At 36.9% G+C, this 19294-nt stretch carries 15 protein-coding genes and 1 pseudogene; 8 read left to right on the forward strand and 8 right to left on the reverse strand.

What is annotated here, in order from left to right:
* Positions 1-648: 648 nt before the first annotated feature.
* Complete coding sequence (locus tag PI85_RS05230) at positions 649-2838, reverse strand: DNA topoisomerase III (RefSeq protein ID WP_036127568.1); 2190 nt, start codon at positions 2836-2838, stop codon at positions 649-651.
* Positions 2839-2970: 132 nt separating this feature from the next.
* Here PI85_RS05230 and PI85_RS24825 point away from each other — a divergent pair.
* Positions 2971-3177, forward strand: a pseudogene (locus PI85_RS24825) (hypothetical protein); the annotation flags it as partial.
* Between the two features lie 237 nt (positions 3178-3414).
* Here PI85_RS24825 and PI85_RS05235 read toward each other — a convergent pair.
* From PI85_RS05235 to PI85_RS05255, 5 genes are all read right to left on the reverse strand, one after another.
* Positions 3415-4485, reverse strand: coding sequence for a glycosyltransferase family 2 protein (locus tag PI85_RS05235; RefSeq protein WP_036122797.1), 1071 nt, complete (start codon positions 4483-4485; stop codon positions 3415-3417).
* Between the two features lie 137 nt (positions 4486-4622).
* Positions 4623-5375: a hypothetical protein gene (locus PI85_RS05240; RefSeq protein ID WP_036122794.1), complete on the reverse strand. Its 753-nt coding sequence runs from the start codon at positions 5373-5375 to the stop codon at positions 4623-4625.
* Position 5376: 1 nt separating this feature from the next.
* Entirely contained in the window at positions 5377-9159 is a 3783-nt protein-coding gene (locus PI85_RS05245) for an ATP-binding protein (RefSeq protein ID WP_036122791.1), read from the reverse strand.
* 112 nt (positions 9160-9271) lie between these two features.
* Complete coding sequence (locus PI85_RS05250; RefSeq protein WP_036122789.1) at positions 9272-9826, reverse strand: NADPH-dependent FMN reductase; 555 nt, start codon at positions 9824-9826, stop codon at positions 9272-9274.
* 119 nt (positions 9827-9945) lie between these two features.
* Positions 9946-10791, reverse strand: a complete 846-nt coding sequence (locus tag PI85_RS05255) for an oxidoreductase (protein ID WP_036122786.1) — start codon at positions 10789-10791, stop codon at positions 9946-9948.
* A gap of 221 nt (positions 10792-11012) precedes the next feature.
* On the opposite strand from PI85_RS05255, the gene PI85_RS05260 reads away from it, so the two are divergent.
* The 5 genes from PI85_RS05260 to PI85_RS05280 all read left to right on the forward strand — a co-directional run bounded on the left by PI85_RS05260 (position 11013) and on the right by PI85_RS05280 (position 15334).
* Positions 11013-12059 carry a PseG/SpsG family protein gene (locus PI85_RS05260; protein WP_036122783.1) on the forward strand — a complete coding sequence of 349 codons (1047 nt, stop codon included), beginning with the start codon at positions 11013-11015 and terminating at the stop codon, positions 12057-12059.
* A 204-nt stretch (positions 12060-12263) separates the two neighbouring features.
* Complete coding sequence (locus PI85_RS05265; RefSeq protein WP_008176146.1) at positions 12264-12449, forward strand: SE1832 family protein; 186 nt, start codon at positions 12264-12266, stop codon at positions 12447-12449.
* A gap of 34 nt (positions 12450-12483) precedes the next feature.
* Positions 12484-14049 carry an ABC-F family ATP-binding cassette domain-containing protein gene (locus tag PI85_RS05270; protein WP_036122779.1) on the forward strand — a complete coding sequence of 522 codons (1566 nt, stop codon included), beginning with the start codon at positions 12484-12486 and terminating at the stop codon, positions 14047-14049.
* A gap of 410 nt (positions 14050-14459) precedes the next feature.
* The gene (spx, locus tag PI85_RS05275) at positions 14460-14864 is read left to right on the forward strand and encodes a transcriptional regulator Spx (protein WP_008176149.1); all 405 of its coding nucleotides are present in this window, start codon (positions 14460-14462) and stop codon (positions 14862-14864) included.
* A 23-nt stretch (positions 14865-14887) separates the two neighbouring features.
* Positions 14888-15334: a MarR family winged helix-turn-helix transcriptional regulator gene (locus PI85_RS05280; RefSeq protein ID WP_008176151.1), complete on the forward strand. Its 447-nt coding sequence runs from the start codon at positions 14888-14890 to the stop codon at positions 15332-15334.
* A 113-nt stretch (positions 15335-15447) separates the two neighbouring features.
* Here PI85_RS05280 and PI85_RS05285 read toward each other — a convergent pair whose 3' ends face one another.
* Together PI85_RS05285 and PI85_RS05290 are read right to left on the reverse strand one after the other, a co-directional pair.
* Complete coding sequence (locus PI85_RS05285; protein WP_008176154.1) at positions 15448-15996, reverse strand: RNA polymerase sigma factor; 549 nt, start codon at positions 15994-15996, stop codon at positions 15448-15450.
* A gap of 313 nt (positions 15997-16309) precedes the next feature.
* Entirely contained in the window at positions 16310-17443 is a 1134-nt protein-coding gene (locus PI85_RS05290; RefSeq protein ID WP_036122773.1) for a LuxR C-terminal-related transcriptional regulator, read from the reverse strand.
* A 193-nt stretch (positions 17444-17636) separates the two neighbouring features.
* Between PI85_RS05290 and PI85_RS05295 the strand changes: the two genes are divergently transcribed.
* Together PI85_RS05295 and PI85_RS05300 are read left to right on the forward strand one after the other, a co-directional pair.
* Positions 17637-18392, forward strand: a complete 756-nt coding sequence (locus PI85_RS05295; RefSeq protein ID WP_036122772.1) for an SDR family NAD(P)-dependent oxidoreductase — start codon at positions 17637-17639, stop codon at positions 18390-18392.
* A 20-nt stretch (positions 18393-18412) separates the two neighbouring features.
* Positions 18413-19156: an SDR family NAD(P)-dependent oxidoreductase gene (locus PI85_RS05300; RefSeq protein ID WP_036122770.1), complete on the forward strand. Its 744-nt coding sequence runs from the start codon at positions 18413-18415 to the stop codon at positions 19154-19156.
* Positions 19157-19294 lie beyond the last annotated feature (138 nt).

Genomic DNA, 19294 nt, shown 5'->3' on the forward strand with positions numbered 1-19294 from the left:
CAGTTTTCAAGGTTCATTTTTATTTATCGTCCTGCGACAAGAATTAATATTATCAGAATGTAATACAATAGTCAACAACTATTTTAATATATTTTTTTCGTTGTCGAAGTGACAGAATATATAATATAACATAATAACATTTTATCTGTCAGCACTTTCCTTCAAATGTTTAACACTACGAATCGCTGCTCCTATTTCGTTAGGCGGTGTAAAGGTGAAAAGAATGAGCGGTGTACTTTAATGTCCACTGTTGTATTTAGTTTTAAAGATACATCCTCAAGTTAGAGAATCGGCAACTTTTGTTACTGAAAGACATCCACATCGTATGAGTATTTTGCAAATGAGATATATCTTCCAGTCGCGCTGGAATTATGGGAAATTTGCAGCCCCATCAATAAAAACACAGGTACGCTACACATCTATGAAACAATGGCGCACTCATTGAAGTAATTCAAATTTTGATGAGAGCATGATAAAAGTGTCACTACTAGGAAAATACCAGAAGTACGTTTAGCTTATTTAAAACTGAAAAATACCTTATTTAAAATCGCTAAAGTCATTGAATCATAATCCCAAACCCGGACTTAAATAATATTAAAAGAAACCAGACACGTCTTTTGAACGTTCGGGTTTCTTTTAAATTAATATTTATTTTTCTACATTAAAGCCTTTTAATAAATCTGCAAAAGCATTATTCAAAGGCTCTGCTTCTTTCTCTTGCTGTTTCATGTACTTTTGTACACTACGTTTATCCACTTTACCTCCACCTTCTTTTTTACGGCGAGCTTCAAAAGCAGATAACTTCTCACGATAGCCACACTTACATACGAAGATTTGACCATCACCTTCGCCACGTAATTCAAGCTTTTTCTTACACTGAGGACAACGTGCATTCGTCACACGCGACACATTCTTACGGTGACCACATTCACGATCTTGACAAACAAGGATTTTACCTTTTTTCCCATTCACTTCAAGCATTGGCTTACCGCATTCAGGGCAAGTTTTTGTTGAAATATTATCATGCTTAAATCTCTTATCGCTATTTTTAATATCAGCTACAATTTCTTTTGTATGTTGCTTCATTTCATTAATGAAGGTTTCTTTTTTCAGTTTACCTTTAGCGATTAATTCTAACTTTTGCTCCCATTCGGCTGTTGTTTCAGGAGATTTTAACTCATTAGGAACTAAATCAAGTAACTGACGACCTTTAGAAGTGATATGAATATCCTTACCACGCTTTTCAATTAGGAATGAATTGAATAACTTATCAATAATATCGGCTCGTGTTGCCACCGTTCCTAATCCACCTGTCGATTTTAACGTATCAGCAAGCTGCTTATTTTGCGTGTTCATATACTTTGTAGGATTTTCCATTGCCGATAAAAGTGTAGCCTCAGTGAAACGTGCTGGAGGCTTCGTTTGACCTGATGTTTGAGTAATTAAATTTACTTTTAATACTTGGCCTTTTTCGAGACGAGGCAATAATTGTTCCTTCACATCTTCGTTTGATTCCTCATCATCAAAGCGATTTGAGTAAACTTCTTTCCATCCGGCAGAAATTACTGTTTTACCACGAGCAATGAATTTTTCGTTACCAATATGAGCTTGCACTGTTAACTGTTCATATTCATAAGCTGGGAAAAGCACCGCTAAGAAACGTTTTACAACTAAATCATAAATTTTACGTTCTTTATCGGTAAAGTTTGCAAAGTTTACGTATTCTTCTGTAGGAATAATTGCATGGTGATCAGATACCTTGCTGTCATCCACAAATGATTTATTCGCTTTAATTGGTTTTGAAAGCACTTTGTTTGCTAACGTTCGATATTCTCCTATACCGCATGCTTTTAATCGTTCTGGAAGGGTGCTAACGATGTCTGAAGATACATATCGCGAATCAGTACGAGGATAAGTAAGCACTTTATGAGACTCATATAGTTTTTGCATGATATTTAATGTTTCTTTAGCTGAGTATCCAAATATTTTGTTTGCATCACGCTGTAGCTCCGTTAAATCATATAACCCTGGAGAGAAAGATTTTTTCGGCTTACGTTCAATTTCGATTACTTTTGCATCTTGTTTATCTAATGAATTAACAACAGCATCTACTTTTTCTTTACTAAAGCTGCGTGAATTACCATTCGCATCTTGCCATGTTAATTTTAATTCTTTTGTTTGTGCCTCAATTCCATAAAACGTTTGTGCCTTGAAGTTCTTGATTTCATCTTCACGAGTAGCAACCATTGCTACTACAGGAGTCTGAACTCGCCCTGTATTTAACTGAGCATTAAATTTAGTAGATAGCGCTCTACTTGAGTTCAATCCCAAATACCAGTCTGCTTCACTACGAGCTACTGCAGCTTGATATAGATTGTCGTAGTTCTTTCCAGGTTTTAAGTTTGCAAAACCATCTTTAATTGCCTTATCAGTAACAGATGAAATCCATAGACGCTTGATTGGTTTATTCACTTTCGCACGATCAATAATCCAACGAGCCACTAATTCCCCTTCACGTCCGGCATCTGTTGCGATGATAATTTCATTCACATCATTACGTGTAAGTTGAGATTTAACTGCATTATATTGCTTACTTGTTTGTTTAATTGTTGTTAATTTCAGACGCTCTGGTAGCATTGGTAAATCTTCTAAGTTCCACTTTTTATATTTTTCATCATAGCTCTCTGGGTCGGCTAAAGTGACTAAGTGGCCTAAAGCCCATGTAACAATATATTTATCTCCTTCAATATAACCATTTCCTTTTTTATGACACTTCAGCACGTTTGCTATATCACGTGCAACTGAAGGTTTTTCTGCTAACACTAAACTTTTAGCCATATATAACATCCTTTCGTACTTCCTCATGTTTAATATAGCACATGCTTTATACTTAAACTTCTTTTAAGCAAAACAGAAAATCAACTGGAAATTAACAGGAGTTCTCTTTTAGATGCTATACAACGATTATGAGAGCTTCGCGGCGAAGGCGATGGTCCAATCTTTATATGTAAATGTGGCTATCGTGAAAAACTTTCTGCCTTTGAAGCAAGACGAAAAAAAGAAGGTGGAGGCAAGGTTGATAAACGTTCCGTACAAAAATACTTAAAGCAGCAAAATAATGAGGAATCTGTAAACAACGCACCTGCGGAAGCCTTAAAAGGTTTAAAGTTAGATTAACGATAAAGAGCAAATTCACACCAAATGTGAATTTGCTCTTTTATTATGCATACTCAAATCCACTAAACATATCTTGAATTAACTGAATATTCTATATATAAAAGGAGGTTTTTATGGAAGCAAAAAATTTTAGGCCTCGTAATGTGATTTTTATGACGATTGTTGTTGGTGTATCTGTGTTAATTGGTCAAGCTATTTATGTTTTGTTTATTGATGTACCATTCCCTTAATAGAGATTTATATCTTTAAGCGACTGAGTAGATATTTTTCATTTTCTTTGATTTCCGAATGATTCGGTTTCCATTTTCGTGCCTCTAGGTTATGTTGATAGGCATTTTCGTATAACCGTAACTCCCTATATAACAGACTTAGTTGTAAATGAGGTAGCCATGTTGAGTAAGCTCGTTTTTGAATAGTCATTGAATCGACGGAAGCTTGTTGCAAAGCTTGGGAGTACCAATAGATAGCCTCTTTATGTTTCGTTTTCTCCATAAAAAATTGGCCCATTCTGCAACATGCTTCTGGCTTTGGTCGATCATACAAAAAAGATTGTAAAATAGCTTGTTGAGCGTGATGATCATCCTGTAACAATCGATAGCATTCCCCTATATGCAAACATGCTTCAATGTGATCATCTGTAGCGCCTAATTCGCTATCTAGAAATGTATTATATTGATTTATGGCTTCTAAATATCGTTTATGCAACTTTAATTCATTTGCATAATGAAATGAATCCCTTGCTGAAAGAGTATGCCCCTTTTGAATTAAACCTTCATAGATACATAAGTTGCGATGAATATCCTTTGTTAACGGTAAATGTGTGACAGCTATATCACTGTGAAGGTGCTGACCAGATACCTTTAAATATTCATGGACAGCGCCCTGCCATTGAAAGTGATTGCCTCTTTTTACTAGACGATACTTTCGCTCACTGCACTCCACTATCCCATCGTCATCTAGTACTAGGTAATGATCCATAGTGACGGTATCAACCGTTGGATACAAGGATTGCTTTAGTAGTAATAATTTATGTTGGTTTTCCTTTGTCATAATATCGTCTGCGTCTAGCCATAATATATATTCTTTTGTTGCCTGCTGAAAGGAAAAATTGCGTGCATTTGCAAAATGATCACACCATGGAAAATCAAAAATACGAGAGGTATAATTTTGGACAATATCTTTTGTACGATCAGTTGAGCCTGTATCAATAATATTCATCTCATCCACTATATGCCGAACTGAATCTAAGCATCTTTCAATCGTACATTGTGCATTTTTAACAATCATACATAAACTAATCGATACCATCTGTCCCCTCCTTATCATGTAGTAATATACTATGCTAGTTCATTCATTTTTCAAAACAATTTTTCGATATCACCTCACTTTTAGAGCTGACATGGTAAATAAAAAAAACGAACGCTATCCACGCTCGTTTTTTCGTTCTATAAATATTGCTCACGCCACATCAATTGTTCTTTATCAGTAAGTTGTTGTTCTAGACGGTGGTCCCATTGATTTAATAACATATTCCACACACGAACAAATAGTATATCTTGTTCCTTATCGTAAAGGATAAATTCTAAGCATGGACTATCATTAATTTGTTGGGCTTCTACTTCAACAACACTTGCGATCATTCTTTGTGAGTTGCCTGTGGTGTCTTCTTTTTCCACTTCTTGTAAGGCAGCTATAATGAGTGATTCATCAAATCGCTCCTGTTGTTCAGCTTCTTTATCTACATACCGATAAAGCTCTGGTAACTCATCGTATTCATCATTATTTACATCACTAGTCAAAAATGATTGATGACAAGGACTAAAGTAAAGAGTGGATGCCTCTACCTCAAGCTCCTCTTCAAAGATACCTTGTGCAAGCTGTTGCTGCCCTTTTTCTGTTAGCTTAAAGAAGCCTTCCTCACTTTTCATAAGACCTACGCGAATCATTAAAGACGTCAGGTCTTCGATAAATAATGGATCTACAAGCAATAATTCGCTCAATTCTTCCACATTTCCAAAATCCGCCTCTTGAATGCTCAGTAGCAGCATTGTCATTAAGACATCCATCGTAGAACGGCGAACTGGCTCGAACGTTACATCCACTGTACGAATTGGAATACACCATTCAGCAGTTTTGACAATTTTAATATTGCGATTTTGTTGCAGCTCACGCATTAATCGTTGCTGTAATTTTAACACTCTACATCACCAATCCTTCATGATTACGCAAGCCTTCGTAGGATTTTACAGTATTTAATAACTGGGTATACATATCTCTTGTATCTTGATGTTTTGCACGTTTCGCAAACATGTCTGCACTTCCTACAAGTAGTAGTAACTCCCGAGCACGGGATAGAGCGACATTTAAGCGACGATAATCTCTTGCAAAGCCAATATCTCCACCTTTTGGTGTATTACGAACCATACTGACGAGAATTACGTCCATCTCCATACCTTGGAATTTATCAACTGTCCCCGTTCTAAATTGTAAATGCGGCAACTGTAGCTCCTGCTGTAGGAGACGATTTATTTTCTTCACTTGCTCGCCGTAGAAGCTAATGACTCCAACGCTTTTCAAGGCATCCTGTGGCATACGCCCTGCTTCTTTTGCTACCTTCACTGCATCATTTAGATCTAGCAAAATACGACGAATTGTTTGTAATTCCCCTTCATTATAACGACTTGTTCCTCCCTTAACCTGTTCCTCTAAATAAGGTTTTTCGGTTGGAATATCAATCCATAATAAATGGTCATCACGTTTGACAAATTGTCCCTCTAAGCCATGATCTCTCGCCGAATCTGAGTCTGGCAAGCCACATTGCAACCCATTTTCTTCTTGCGCGTAAAACGGGGTAATACTTTGCATAATTTTTTCATGCATGCGGTATTGAAGAGCCAACATTTGCTTATGGGTTTGAGGCAAATTATTGAATAGGCGCTCAAATAATGATTCACGTAGTAAATTTTTTAATTCCTGTGCGCCTTCAAAATTCGGATTTTCTTCTAGCATCGCCTTCAATGTTTCCTCCAATGTATCGTCACCAAGTAGGGGTGGTAGCTGGTGATGATCCCCTACCAAAATAACCTTTTTCCCTTTCAGCATTGGTAATAGTAATTCTGGCGGTGTTGCCTTTGAAACTTCATCAATAATAACAACATCAAAGGTTGGGTAATTTTCCATAAACTCTTTACTCGCCGAAGCTACACATGTGGTACCAATAACATTTGCATGTCGTACGTACAATTTTCTAATTTCATCTAAATCATATTCAGTAGCGTTTTGAAGTTTCTCTCGCCATTGCTCTTGCAATTTTTTTCGAAGTGGTAGTTGTTTTTCCTGACGCTGTAAATCTTCAATAGCTTTCTTTGAAGTTTGAATAGCTTCTCTAACCTCTTCTGCTGTTCGCTCTGGCGTCGACTGTAATAGCTTTGTGTATGTGGCCAATTGCTTTTCCTTTTTCAATCCCGCGACATTGATCTCCTTTAACCGCTCTTCCATTTGTGATAGCAGTAGGTCTACTTCCTCCAAGCTAGCTTGTACGGTTTGAAGTGAAGCTTGTTTTGGTACTAATTGAACGCTAGCCTTTTCAACTCGTTCTAGTTGCTGATTGGCTTCCTGAAGAGATTCTCGTAATTGTCCCATAAGAATTTTTAAATATTCTACGGATTCCTCTGGTACTTCTTCTAATAGGAAGTTGCTTGCTAGCTGTTGTAATCGCTCTGTATGCTGTATAAATGGCTGCAATTGCCGCTGAATGCTTTGTACATCAAAGCTTGTAATGGCACACTCTTGATGCAGTAAACTAACAAGATTTTTTCGGAATGACTCGTATTCTTCGTCTTTATGGTCTTGTTGCTGCTTAAGTGCCATTCCTTTTTGCCATACAAAATCACGACGCATATAGAGCCCCAGCAAATAGCTTTCAATTTCATGAATGGCAGGCGTTTGATCATCTTGAAATGCCTTGTTTAATTGAGCAAATACACCCGTAAGATTTTGTAAAGAAAAGGATTGCACAGGCTGTAATCTACTTTTTGCTTGCGCTTTCTCCTTTACCTCATCCGTCACTAACGCCTCTAGCTTTGCAATGGCTTTTTGGAGACGACTATTAATGGTAGACCATGCCTCTAAATCTTTTGCATCCTCTAAATGTTGTATTCGATTCATTTGCTGTGAAAGGACATGAGAAGGACGAATTTGATAATGCTGTAAATATCGTTGGATACGCTCATAGGACGTCAATGTATGGACATACTTTTGCGCTTCCTTCATAATGATGAGTCGATTATTTTCTGTTTCATATTTTTCTTGTACATCCTGGAATTGAACTGTTAATTGTTGTTTTTGCTCCAGCAATTCTTTATATTGAGCAGCTGCCTCTAATTGCTCCACCTTTTGTGAAGCCTCTTGAATGGAAAGCTGAAGATTTTCAATTGAAGGATGATCAGCAAGTGTCTGTTCAAGCTGCTGTATAATGGGCTCTATTTGTGCGAGCTGCTTCTCATAATGTTCTTTTTGAGCTTCATATGTCTGTTGCTCTGTTTTGGCAGCTTTTAAGTCTTTTTTTAACGCTTGAATTTCCTGCTGTAAAATTGGTTCTTCAATAGCAGCTTGCTCTTTAGCGGCTATTTCCTGCGTCAATTCCTCAAGCCATAACTCTAATTTTTCAAGCTCAGCTTTTGCTTTGGTCAAATTGTCCTTGAACGTCTGCTCACGTTCAGGAAAGATCAAGATTGCCTCTTCAATCGCTGCCAATGTTTGCTCACGCCACTGCAGAGCTACATTTTCTTCAATAAATTTTTTTCCCTCTTCCTCAATACTTTCCGTTCTACCATAGCGTAAAATTCGAATTTCTTGATTGGAAAGAAGCCGTCCTAAAGCATTATCTACCGCTAGATTTGACTGAGAAGCAACAAGAGTTTTTAAACCAGCTTTCACATTTTGCTGACAAATCTCTGAAATGACAGTTGTTTTCCCTGTACCAGGTGGACCTTGTATGACAAATAAATCTTCAACAGATAAAGCGCCTAAAACCGCTCTTCTTTGATATTCATTTAAATTATTATGAAATTCAATATCTTCTTGAAGCTTCGATGCTCGTACAGAGGGACGTTTTTCAAATAGGATCGTCTCTAAATTAGGATTAACAGCCTCACCCTTTTCTAACTTGGTAAAGCCATTACGTAATCTTCTAATTTGACTTAATGTTGCAAAGTTGCTGAAGCTCGCTTGTTTCGAACGAAGATTAAGCTGATCCTTGCGAGCCAATTCTTGTGTAAAAGGTTTTAAATCAATTTCAACTGTTTGCTTTCCAGCATGTGTCTTCAACACTTGTCCTATTTCACCACGGACACCTTGAATACTAACACTCAAGCCTTCTAATTGCTTCCATTCCTTATTCTTTATGTAGGGACAAACAAGCGTTAAGCGTGTAAAGTCTTCATTGAAATAGCTTTGCTTAAATTCACTATGAATATCGTCAATAGTCGCATCGCGCTCTTGTATTTTTAAATAACCTTCCCAGCTAGCAATACGTTTTTTTACATATTCAGTCCGTTCTTCCGCAATCGGTAGCTGTCTGATCTTCGTATGAAGCTCCAGTGGAACACCTGCTCCGTTATTAGGCTTTGTAACAAATTGCAGTGCTGCTGCTAAACGGCGATTTGTGTTAATCGGCCCTCGCATATGCACAAAACGAATATTTGTAGCTAGTAACCCTTCTAGCTTTAATACACAGTCCATAATCACCGTTTTCTCGGCAATACTATCACTTAATTTTTCATTGTCTTCAGCATTAAAATAGATAGATAAAAATATTTCACCCACTGTTTTTGCTTTGCGTTTTTCAATGTAGACCGTAAAAGATCTTTGTAACGCAAAAAAGGCATGCTCGTTTGCTGAGCATTCCTCTACCGCTTCCTTTGCCTTATTAGTCAAAATAAGACAACAGCGTTGTTTTTCTAGTAAAGCGATGTCCTGCATGAGCAGCCCTCCTTCCAGTGTCACTAAAGTTTTATTTTATCACATACTAAAAGAATACTTACAAAGAAAAATCCCCTGCACAGTGATTTCTTACCACCGTGCAAGGGTACTATTAATGTTGATCGATTGTTTCCTTCGGCAAGTTCTTGCTCATCTCACAGTATTGAACAAATACACGTGCTAATTCACGTAAGCGGCTATGAACATCCTCATCCACAATACGATTATCTGCATCAAAATGGGATGTATGTGTATACACATAGTTCGGTGTAACAAGAGCACGGAAGTAGTCTAAAATAGGTTTTAATTGATTTTCAACAACAAGATGGTGTTGATATGTGCCGCCATTTGCAACGATAGATACAGGTTTATAGCGCATTGTTTTAGGGTGTAGGAAGTCAAATGCATTCTTCAAAACGCCCGGGATTGATGCTTGGAAAATTGGCGTTGCAATAATATAAGCATCCGCCTCCTCAAATTGTTGGATCATTTTCTTCATATCTTCATTTAATGGTGAGCCATCAACAATTTGATGTTTATATTCACTAAAATGCATCATTTCTAAATCGAAACTAGCATCTAATTCTTTAATGTATTGTTCCACTTGCTCTAAAATAGCACCAGTTTTTCGACCAAACATTGTGCCATCAACGAGTAAAATTTTCATCTTCACTTTGCCTCCACATTCATCTTCTACAATAATATTGTAACAAATGAAAAGTGGCTCGGAAAGAATAGGAATGAGGAAAGCAAGAAATTCAGTCTTTAGGCGGAAAGTAAGAAAAGTTACTCTTTATCATCTGGTCGAAAATGAACTTCTTTATCGACAACCTTATCGTGGATAGTATATTTCTCACGGTCAATCACTACATCGCGATTAACCTTTTCCTCTTCATGAAGCGAATCTGCTTTTTTAACTTTATCCCAATTAAATAATGTCTCCCTCGAAACATCTTCTTCTGCCGTTTCAGGAAATGCCGATATTGCTAATTCATGAGAAGGATAAATCGTCACTAGTTGTTGCTTACCGTGTAGCGCAATAATCATCATTGCCTTTGCTACTTGAGAGGCTTCAATAGCTCTAAATCGCTTTAGTGGTCCTATTAACAAAGGCTTGGCTAGTTTTAATACCTTTTCTCCTACCTTCTCCCCTAAACGAAATTCATTTCGTTCTCCTACTAAGAGTGAAGGTCGAATAATAGAAAGCTGCTGTAAGCCCAACTCCATTAAATCATGTTCTAGCTTTCCTTTAACTCGGTTGTAGTAAAAAGGAGAACTCTCGTTAGCCCCCATTGCAGTGATGACCAGAAAATGGGGAATCCCACGCTTTTTCGCCAATGAAGCAATCGCTAAAGGATATTCAAAATCTACCTTTTCGAACGCCTTTCGAGAACCTGCCTTTTTTATAGTTGTGCCTAAACAGCAATATAGTTCATGCGCAAATGCTATATCTTGTTCCTCTAACCTATCAAAATCACGAATTTTCACTTCTAGCTTGGGATGCTTAAAAGTTGGTGTTCTTCTCGCGATTACTGTCACGGATACATATTCATCATTTTCACATAATTGTTCTACTAGAGAGGAGCCCGCTAATCCAGTTGCTCCAACCACAATTGCAGCACGCATACCCATACTTCTTCCCACCTTTCATCATCACCATCTTTGATATGTATCTTAATAAACTCACTATATATATCGACCACTTTTTTAATGATTAAAAGTTATTTATCGTACCTATAAGATAGCTATTTGAAAGATTTATTTAAAAAGATCATTTATCAAATCCTAAATTTTACACATACTTGCTCTTCCTTCGCCATAATTTAAAGAGACAGAGAAAGGGTGGGATACATTTGCAAAACGAAACGCAAGCAATAGTACCGAAAAAAACGATTGTTTTCATTATTGAAAGCTGTATTGATAAAGGGCTGTATCCTTTTGAACGGGTTTCAACATTAGCTAAACTTCTGACGAATGAGAAGGTTTTTATATTTGTAAAAACTCCTTCAAATGACGGGATTCAAATTTTAATAAATGAAGGTCTAACCCCCGTTTTATTTGATCATTTTAATGAGCTTCCTAAGCAAATGAAAGGCATCCAGCCAGATTTAATTGTCAGAGATGGCCGCAATTCCGAGGCTTTGCAAGTACAGGATTTACGACCTTTCTGCAAAACAATTATTCACTTTGATGATTTTGGTGAAGGTGGTCAAGCCTGTGACTGTGTACTACTAGCACTCTATCACGAGGTAAAAGATTATTTACCGTCTCATTATATTGGCGGGAGCTTTGTTTTTGCACTACCCGAAGACTATCAAAACTTTAGTGATAGACCTGAAAGCAAAACACCTGAAAATCCTCCCCATATCGTTGTAGCTTTTGAAGATGGGGACGAGCATAATTTAACCTATCGTACACTTCGACACTTAACACAGCTCCAAATTCCACTACAAATCACAGTTATGATTGACGACAGCTACCGCCATGCTATAGACGACTTGCAAATGATGGTTTTAAGTCGTCGCAACACAGCCATCCTTCGTGATAAAAACGCGCTTCTCAAACTTTTACCAAAAGCAGATGTTATTATTTGCAATGCCAATTATACGCCTTACAAAATTGCCTCTTATGGTGTGCCATGCATTACGCTTGCACAATCGGAGGCAGAGCTATTACATGCTTTCCCAAGAGAACAGAACGGTTTTATTCATCTAGGGCTAGGTCGTAAAATGAAACAATCACAAATACAAAATGCTGTTATGGAGTTTCTTTTACATGAAGCACGCAGTGAACGTGCCGTAAAAAAACAACGCCAGCTCAATCTCGTTAGTAATAATGAAACACTCTTAGAACTACTTTTAGACTTTGCTTATGATCGTCATAATATCGCTTCTACTTAGTGCTACTTCAAAGACGATTATGATACAATATATAAGAAATTTTCACTTTAGTATCTCATCTTATAAAAGTTGGGACTTAGGTAAGTTCAAATTTTTTCAGTTCCCGATTGATTTTAATGACTAAGCGGTGGGGGATCAATAAAACCCCCATCGCTTTTTACACGCATTCGCTATACAAATATTCTTAAAAAAGGAGCAACCATCATGCCAACCAAAAATGATTTAGAATATCAAATTAAAGAATTAAAAATGGACTATATCAATTTACAAGGCGATATTGAAAAACTTGAGTCTACAGGACACAACGATCAAGTAGCACAGGCAGAGCAACGTCTTGCAAATATGGAATCGAAGCTTGCAGAGCTGAATAAGCAACTTGCAGAACTATAAAATGTAAACTTGAAAGACAGTTGGAGGAACATATATGGCAATTTTAACAGTAGAAAATTTAGGTCATTCATTCGGAGATCGTACACTTTTTAAAGATGTATCGTTTCGTTTAGTAGAGGGTGATCATATTGGGCTCGTTGGGGCAAATGGTGTAGGTAAATCAACTTTAATGGGCATTATCACTGGTCAAACAATTCATGATGAGGGAAAAGTGGAATGGCTCCCCGGTACACATTATGGTTATTTAGATCAACATACAGTACTCACAGCTGGTAGAACGATGCGCGATGTATTGCGTGACGCATTTCTACCCTTGTATAAAAAAGAAGAGGAACTCAATGAAATTACAGGTAAGATGGCTGAAGCTACACCTGAAGAATTAGAAGTTCTATTAGAGCAAATGGCTGAAGTTCAAGATGCGTTAGATGCAGGTGACTTCTATTCACTCGATATGAAAATTGAAGAAGTTGCGCGTGGACTTGGGCTCGATGCTATTGGCTTGGAGCGAGATGTGGCTGCTCTTTCTGGTGGTCAACGTACAAAGGTTTTACTAGCTAAGCTGTTATTAGAAAAACCAAAAGTTCTATTATTAGACGAGCCTACAAACTATCTTGATGAAGAACATATTACATGGCTAAAAAACTATTTAAAGAACTATCCATATGCCTTCTTATTAATTTCGCATGATACAGAATTTATGAACGAGACAGTGGATGTCATCTTCCAACTTGAATTTTCAAAGCTAACTCGTTATACAGCAACATACGAAAAATTCTTAGAGCTTGCTGAAATCAATAAGCGTCAGCATATTGACGCGTATGAAAAACAACAAGAATTCATCAAGAAGCAAGAGGATTTTATTGCCAAAAATAAAGCGCGATACTCTACTACTGGCCGTGCCAAGTCTCGTGCCAAGCAGCTTGACCGTTTAGAGCGAATTGATCGCCCAGAAACTGCTGTAAAGCCTGAGTTCGGTTTTAAAGAAGCACGTTCATCAGGTCGCTATGTTGTAGAGGCTGAAAATTTGGTGATTGGTTATGATAAAGACAAGCCATTACTTCCCCCACTCACTTTTGCGATTGAACGAGGAGAGAAGATCGCTTTAGTCGGCATGAATGGTGTAGGTAAATCAACATTATTGAAAACAATGCTTGGTAAAATTAATCCTCTAAATGGCAAAGTGATTCGAGGAGATTACCTTTATCCCTCTTACTTCGAACAAGAAGTAAAAGCGGAAAAGATCACACCAATTGATGATGTTTGGAATGCCTTCCCTTCAATGGAGCAAGCACAAGTACGTGCTGCCTTAGCGAAGGCTGGCTTAAAGACTGATCACATTACACGTCCACTGAATTCATTATCGGGTGGAGAGCAAGCGAAAGTTCGTTTATGTAAATTAATGATGGAAGAGGCAAACTGGCTTCTATTTGACGAACCAACGAACCATTTAGATGTGGATGCAAAAAATGAATTAAAACGTGCGATGAAAGAATTTAAAGGCACTATTGTACTTGTAAGTCACGAACCTGATTTCTATGATGGTCTCGCTACGAAGGTCTGGGATGTTCAAGATTGGTTTACTTCTGGACAACAAGGCTAAATATAAAAGGGTAGTCTCAAATATCATTTGGGACCACCCTTTTTTTCATTTGCGAAATTCCACAAATAATTTTAAGTTTTTATGTATACTTCTCGTCATTTAAACATACTATAATCAGTGGACTGATATTTTTTAGCTTGTCATTTCTCTCCTCTTGGACAAGCCTATGCTTCATGTAGTCCCTATTCAATTTCCCTAAACTTACATCATTGTAAGCTGTGAAAATGAAACTTTTTTATGATGATCTTCGTATATGTTAATATACCTGAAAAAAATCATGGTGTTATAGATATTTTTTTAAATAGCTATTGATTTATATATAGCTTACTAGTAAGATATATATAAACATTTTACCTTACTAATAAGATATTTATAAAATATAATCTAAAAAAGAAAGCGAGGAATGAAGAATGACAGTTACAATTTACTCACAAGCGAGCTGTTCTTCATCCAGAAAAGCACTTAAATGGTTAAAAGATCACAATATTGAATATAAAGAAAAACGTATCACTTCTCATCCACTTACTCTTGCAGAGTTTAAAGAAATTTTAAGCATGACTGAAGATGGAACAGATGAAATTATCGCAACAAATTCGAATGATTTTAAAAACTTAAATATCGATATCGACCAACTTTCTATTCAGGAGCTATTTGCTATTATTCAAGCACATCCAAGAATGTTACGTAGCCCTATTTTAATAGATGAAAAACGTATTCAAGTTGGTTACAATGAGATGGACATCCGCCGTTTTATCCCGCGCAAAGTACGTGCTTACGAATTAAATGCGATGACAAGATTGGCACAAGAAAGTTAAAACAGTTTTGGAGATGACCTTCTATGGATCAAGAAAAACAAAAAGCCATTACCTCGTTGTTTGAAGTTGTTTCATCTATTGAGCGTAAGTGGGCGAACGAGTGGAATAATCATAATGCGCTCGGCTTTTCAAAATCCCATATTTTAATTTTAGACTACTTATCGCAGGAGGGCCCGAAACGCCCTTCTGCTATTGCTGAGCGGTTAAAGGTAACGACAGGTGGCGTCACCGTTTTAACAACGAAGCTTATCAACGCTGGCTTTATTGAAAAAACACAGCACGCTACGGATCGACGAGCATCACAGCTCGTTATTACTTCTGAGGGCGAGAGCATCTTAAAAGAGTCTCGCCAACAAGTGAGTGAAATTATCAACAATATGTTTGGAATGCTCACTGCTGAAGAACTGCAAACATTGCGCACTATTTTTTCAAAATGTCTATTGGATGTAGAATCCAATCGTCCAGAATAAAGTCTTAACCATAAAAAGATGCATCGCAATAATATGCGAATGCATCTTTTTTTAGATTAGTCGACCGAATACTTCCGTCTAAGTACATATGGTGTGCGACCAATCAGCTTTAATCATGCTGGTAGCACAGATTCCACAATGGCCGTATCAGACATAAGCATTTCTTTTAATCGAGCCTTTGCACGGAATAAACGAGATTTCACAGTACCAATGGAAACTTTCATAATCGTAGAAATTTCTGCAAGTGAATATTGGTCTATGTAGAAATACCATAAAGTCTTTCTATAAATGCCATCTAATTGCTCCATTTTATCTTGTACGAGTTTTGTGACAATATCCTTTTCAACCTTTTCTTCTGTCGAAATTTCATTATTGGGAACCAAATCTAATATCGGTACGTCTAATGTTTCAGGTTGGTTCATCATATATTTACTGCGACGAACCTTTTTACGATAGCGATCTCTGAAAGTATTCATTGTAATAGTTGTAAGCCAAGCCTTAATATGCTCTACTTCAGCTACGCTGTCTTCATAGCGCACGACCTTTACCCAAACTTCTTGCATTAAATCTTCAGCCTCTACATTATTGCGAGTTAGTTTTAAACATAAGTGATATATATAACGATTGTATTCCTCGTATACGCCTTCTAATTTTTCATTCATTGTGTATGCCTCCGCTTCTTGTTCTTGCTTCTATACACATTCTCGCAAAATAATGTATTACACTCTATCGTATTGGCTTTCAATTTCATTACAATCGTGTAAGCTTAAACGCTTTTGCTTGTAATATTCGTAAAAAATGTTTTACTACTATATTACTCAACCTGTAAAACACGGCTCTATAACATTAAACCTCTATTTTGATTGCTATATTTTAAATAATAATTATTATCTAAAAATTAAAAATCTGCCACTTTAACAATGACTTGTAAAGTAAGCAGATATATATTACGGATTACACATTTATTTCCCTTGGCTAACTTAATAGCCCTAAACGAAAAGCGGAAGCAACGACCTGTGTTCGATTTTTAGCTTTCAGCTTTGTCATTAAACTACTTACATAATCTCTTACCGTATGCTCACTTAGAAATAGTAATCCCCCAATTTTTTTATTATCATATCCCTCTGCAAGCAAACCTAAAATCATGGACTCCCTTTCTGTTAAGTGAAGTTCTGTATTCTTTTCAACCTTTTCACCCTTACGTGATAAAAATAACCCCAACCGCTTCCCTACTTCTTCAAGTAACAATAACTCATCCTTTGTACAATCAAATTCTTCACCTAGCTGATCAAATGTCAGCCAACCAAATAATTGATCCTGTTGAATAATTGGGATAAATATAATCGACGATAAATTAAATAATTGTATATGTTCCTCCTTCACATAATTTTTGGGGTTTTTTAAATAGATAGGTTTTCTTGAGCCAAGAACTGTATTTTCACCGGTCAGCTCCCCTTTCATGCTTTGAACCTTTGGAAGCTCTGCACCAATAACCCCGTAAAATTGATTGGACCATGGCACATAGGCATAAAATACACATCTTTTATAACTAAAATACTCTTCACATTTCTTTAAGATATAAGCTAAATCCTGATAACCAGAGGAACTGATAAGCAATTTATCAAGTTTATCCAGCAATTGCAGCTGTCTCAACTCCTCATTTTCAGGGGTAGTTCTACGACTATTTTTATGATCTACTTCGGCATCACAGTAAAGCTGTACTAAAAATGTAAAAATCGATAATACATACATTAGTATGGCATTCATTCGACTAATTTTCTGCTGAATCATAAAAGTGATCAATGATTTCTCTAAAATCAATTGGAATAGAAGAAAGCTTCTCGTATCGATAATGGATAGCTGCGATTGAAGCCATGTCTTAAAAAAACTTCTAAAATCATCATGAAGCTCTTCGATATTCGTATGCGTCATTAAACGTAGAAACGAATCCAGTAGCATTGCCACCCTTTCTCGATCGGCTTCAGCAATAGAAGGTTCTAGATTGAGGTAAATATTCGTATTCTCTTCAATTTGTTTATTATGAATTTTGATGAATAACACAAATTCCTGAAGTGTCATTTCTTCAAAGGATTGAAATGAGTGTGTCATAGGAAATTCCTCTCCTTCATACTAAAAATACCCCTATAAATGGAGGATACTCACTCCCTATATTATACAGCATCTTATAGGATAGTATTTCAAATTGAAAGGAGTAAGATGAAGGTATCGCTAAAATAAAGCGAATACTTTTAAATCCTAAGGTAACCATATAACCAGAAATAATGGAAGGTGCGTGCTTGAAATGAGATTGGAAAATAAAGTAGCCGTTATTACAGGTGGAGGTACAGGCATCGGGAAAGAAACTGCACTATTATTTGCGAAAGAAGGAGCAAAAATAGTCATTACTGATATAAATGAACATTCTGGGAACGAAACCGTTAGTGATATCCAAGCAATTGGAGGCGAAGCATTATTTATACGTCATGATGTAAGCAATGAAGGTGATTGGAAAAAAGTTGCAAATGAAGCGCTTCATACATTTAATAAAGTTGATATCCTTTTCAACAATGCAGGCATTTATATAATTAAACCACTTGCGGAAATTGAACTTTCTGACTGGAATCGCTTAATGTCCATCAATGTAACTGGTGTTTTCCTTGGTATGAAACATATCATGCCGCTGATGGCTAAACAAAATAAAGGCTCTGTCATTAATGCATCTTCCATTGCAGGCTTAACAGGTGCTGCTGGACATGTTTTATATGGCGCTAGTAAAGGTGCTGTGCGTATTATGACCAAAGATGCAGCAATGGAATATGCCCCATATGGCGTACGCGTAAACTCTATTCACCCTGGCTATATCGATACAGGAATGGCCGATTATGCATCTGCAACAACTGGAAGTTCTAAAGATGAATTAGGAAAAAACTTATTCCCATTAGGACGTTTAGGTTCTGTAAAAGAAGTGGCTCAAACAGTGCTGTTCTTAGCTTCTGATGAATCCTCCTTCTCAACAGGTGCCGAATTTGTTATTGATGGTGGAGCAACAGCAAAATAAATATTAAGGTGGTCATTGACATGAAATTAGCAGATAAAGTAGCAATCGTCACAGGTGGCGCTAGCGGTATCGGTGAGGCAACAGTTCGCCTCTTCGCCCAAGAAGGAGCACAAGTAGTCATTGCCGATTTTTCAGAGCGAGGACAAAACATCTCTGAACAATTAAATAACGATGGTTATGATACGCTCTTCGTAAAAACAGATGTAACAAGCGAAGAAGATATTAAAAACATGATAAAGGAAACTATTAATAAATACGGAAAACTTGATATTATGTACGCGAATGCAGGTGTAGCTGACGATGCACCCGCTCACGAGTTATCTTTTGAAAAATGGAAAAGAACCATTGATATTAATTTATCCGGAGTATTTCTTTCTGATAAATATGCCATCGAACAATTCCTTGCGCAAGGAACGGGTGGTGTCATTGTTAATGCTGGCTCTATCCATAGTTTTGTTGCCTTACCAAATCCAACAGCCTATTCATCTGCAAAAGGTGGTGTAAAACTATTAACACAAAACCTTTGCACAGCTTATGCAAAACAAGGTATTCGCGTAAATGCTGTATGTCCTGGCTATATCGACACACCTCTATTGGCTGAAGTAGACGCTCAAAAGAAAGAATATTTAGCTTCCCTTCATCCGCAAGGTCGACTTGGTAAACCAGAAGAGATTGCCAAAGCTGTTTTATTCTTAGCAAGCGATGATGCAAGCTTTGTTAATGGTACAACACTCCTTGTTGATGGCGGCTATACTGCTCACTAATAAAAAATTCACGGGTCTGAATTCGGTATTGTTCCGGAATCAGACTCTTTTTATTTGATTAAAATTCTCCCAGTGCAAATCGGTCTAGATCATACCAAGAAGCAGTAAGCTTTAAAACCAGTCGTATTTTATGGTAAA

Source organism: Lysinibacillus sp. A1, assembly GCF_000801965.1.
GTDB lineage: Bacteria > Bacillota > Bacilli > Bacillales_A > Planococcaceae > Lysinibacillus > Lysinibacillus fusiformis.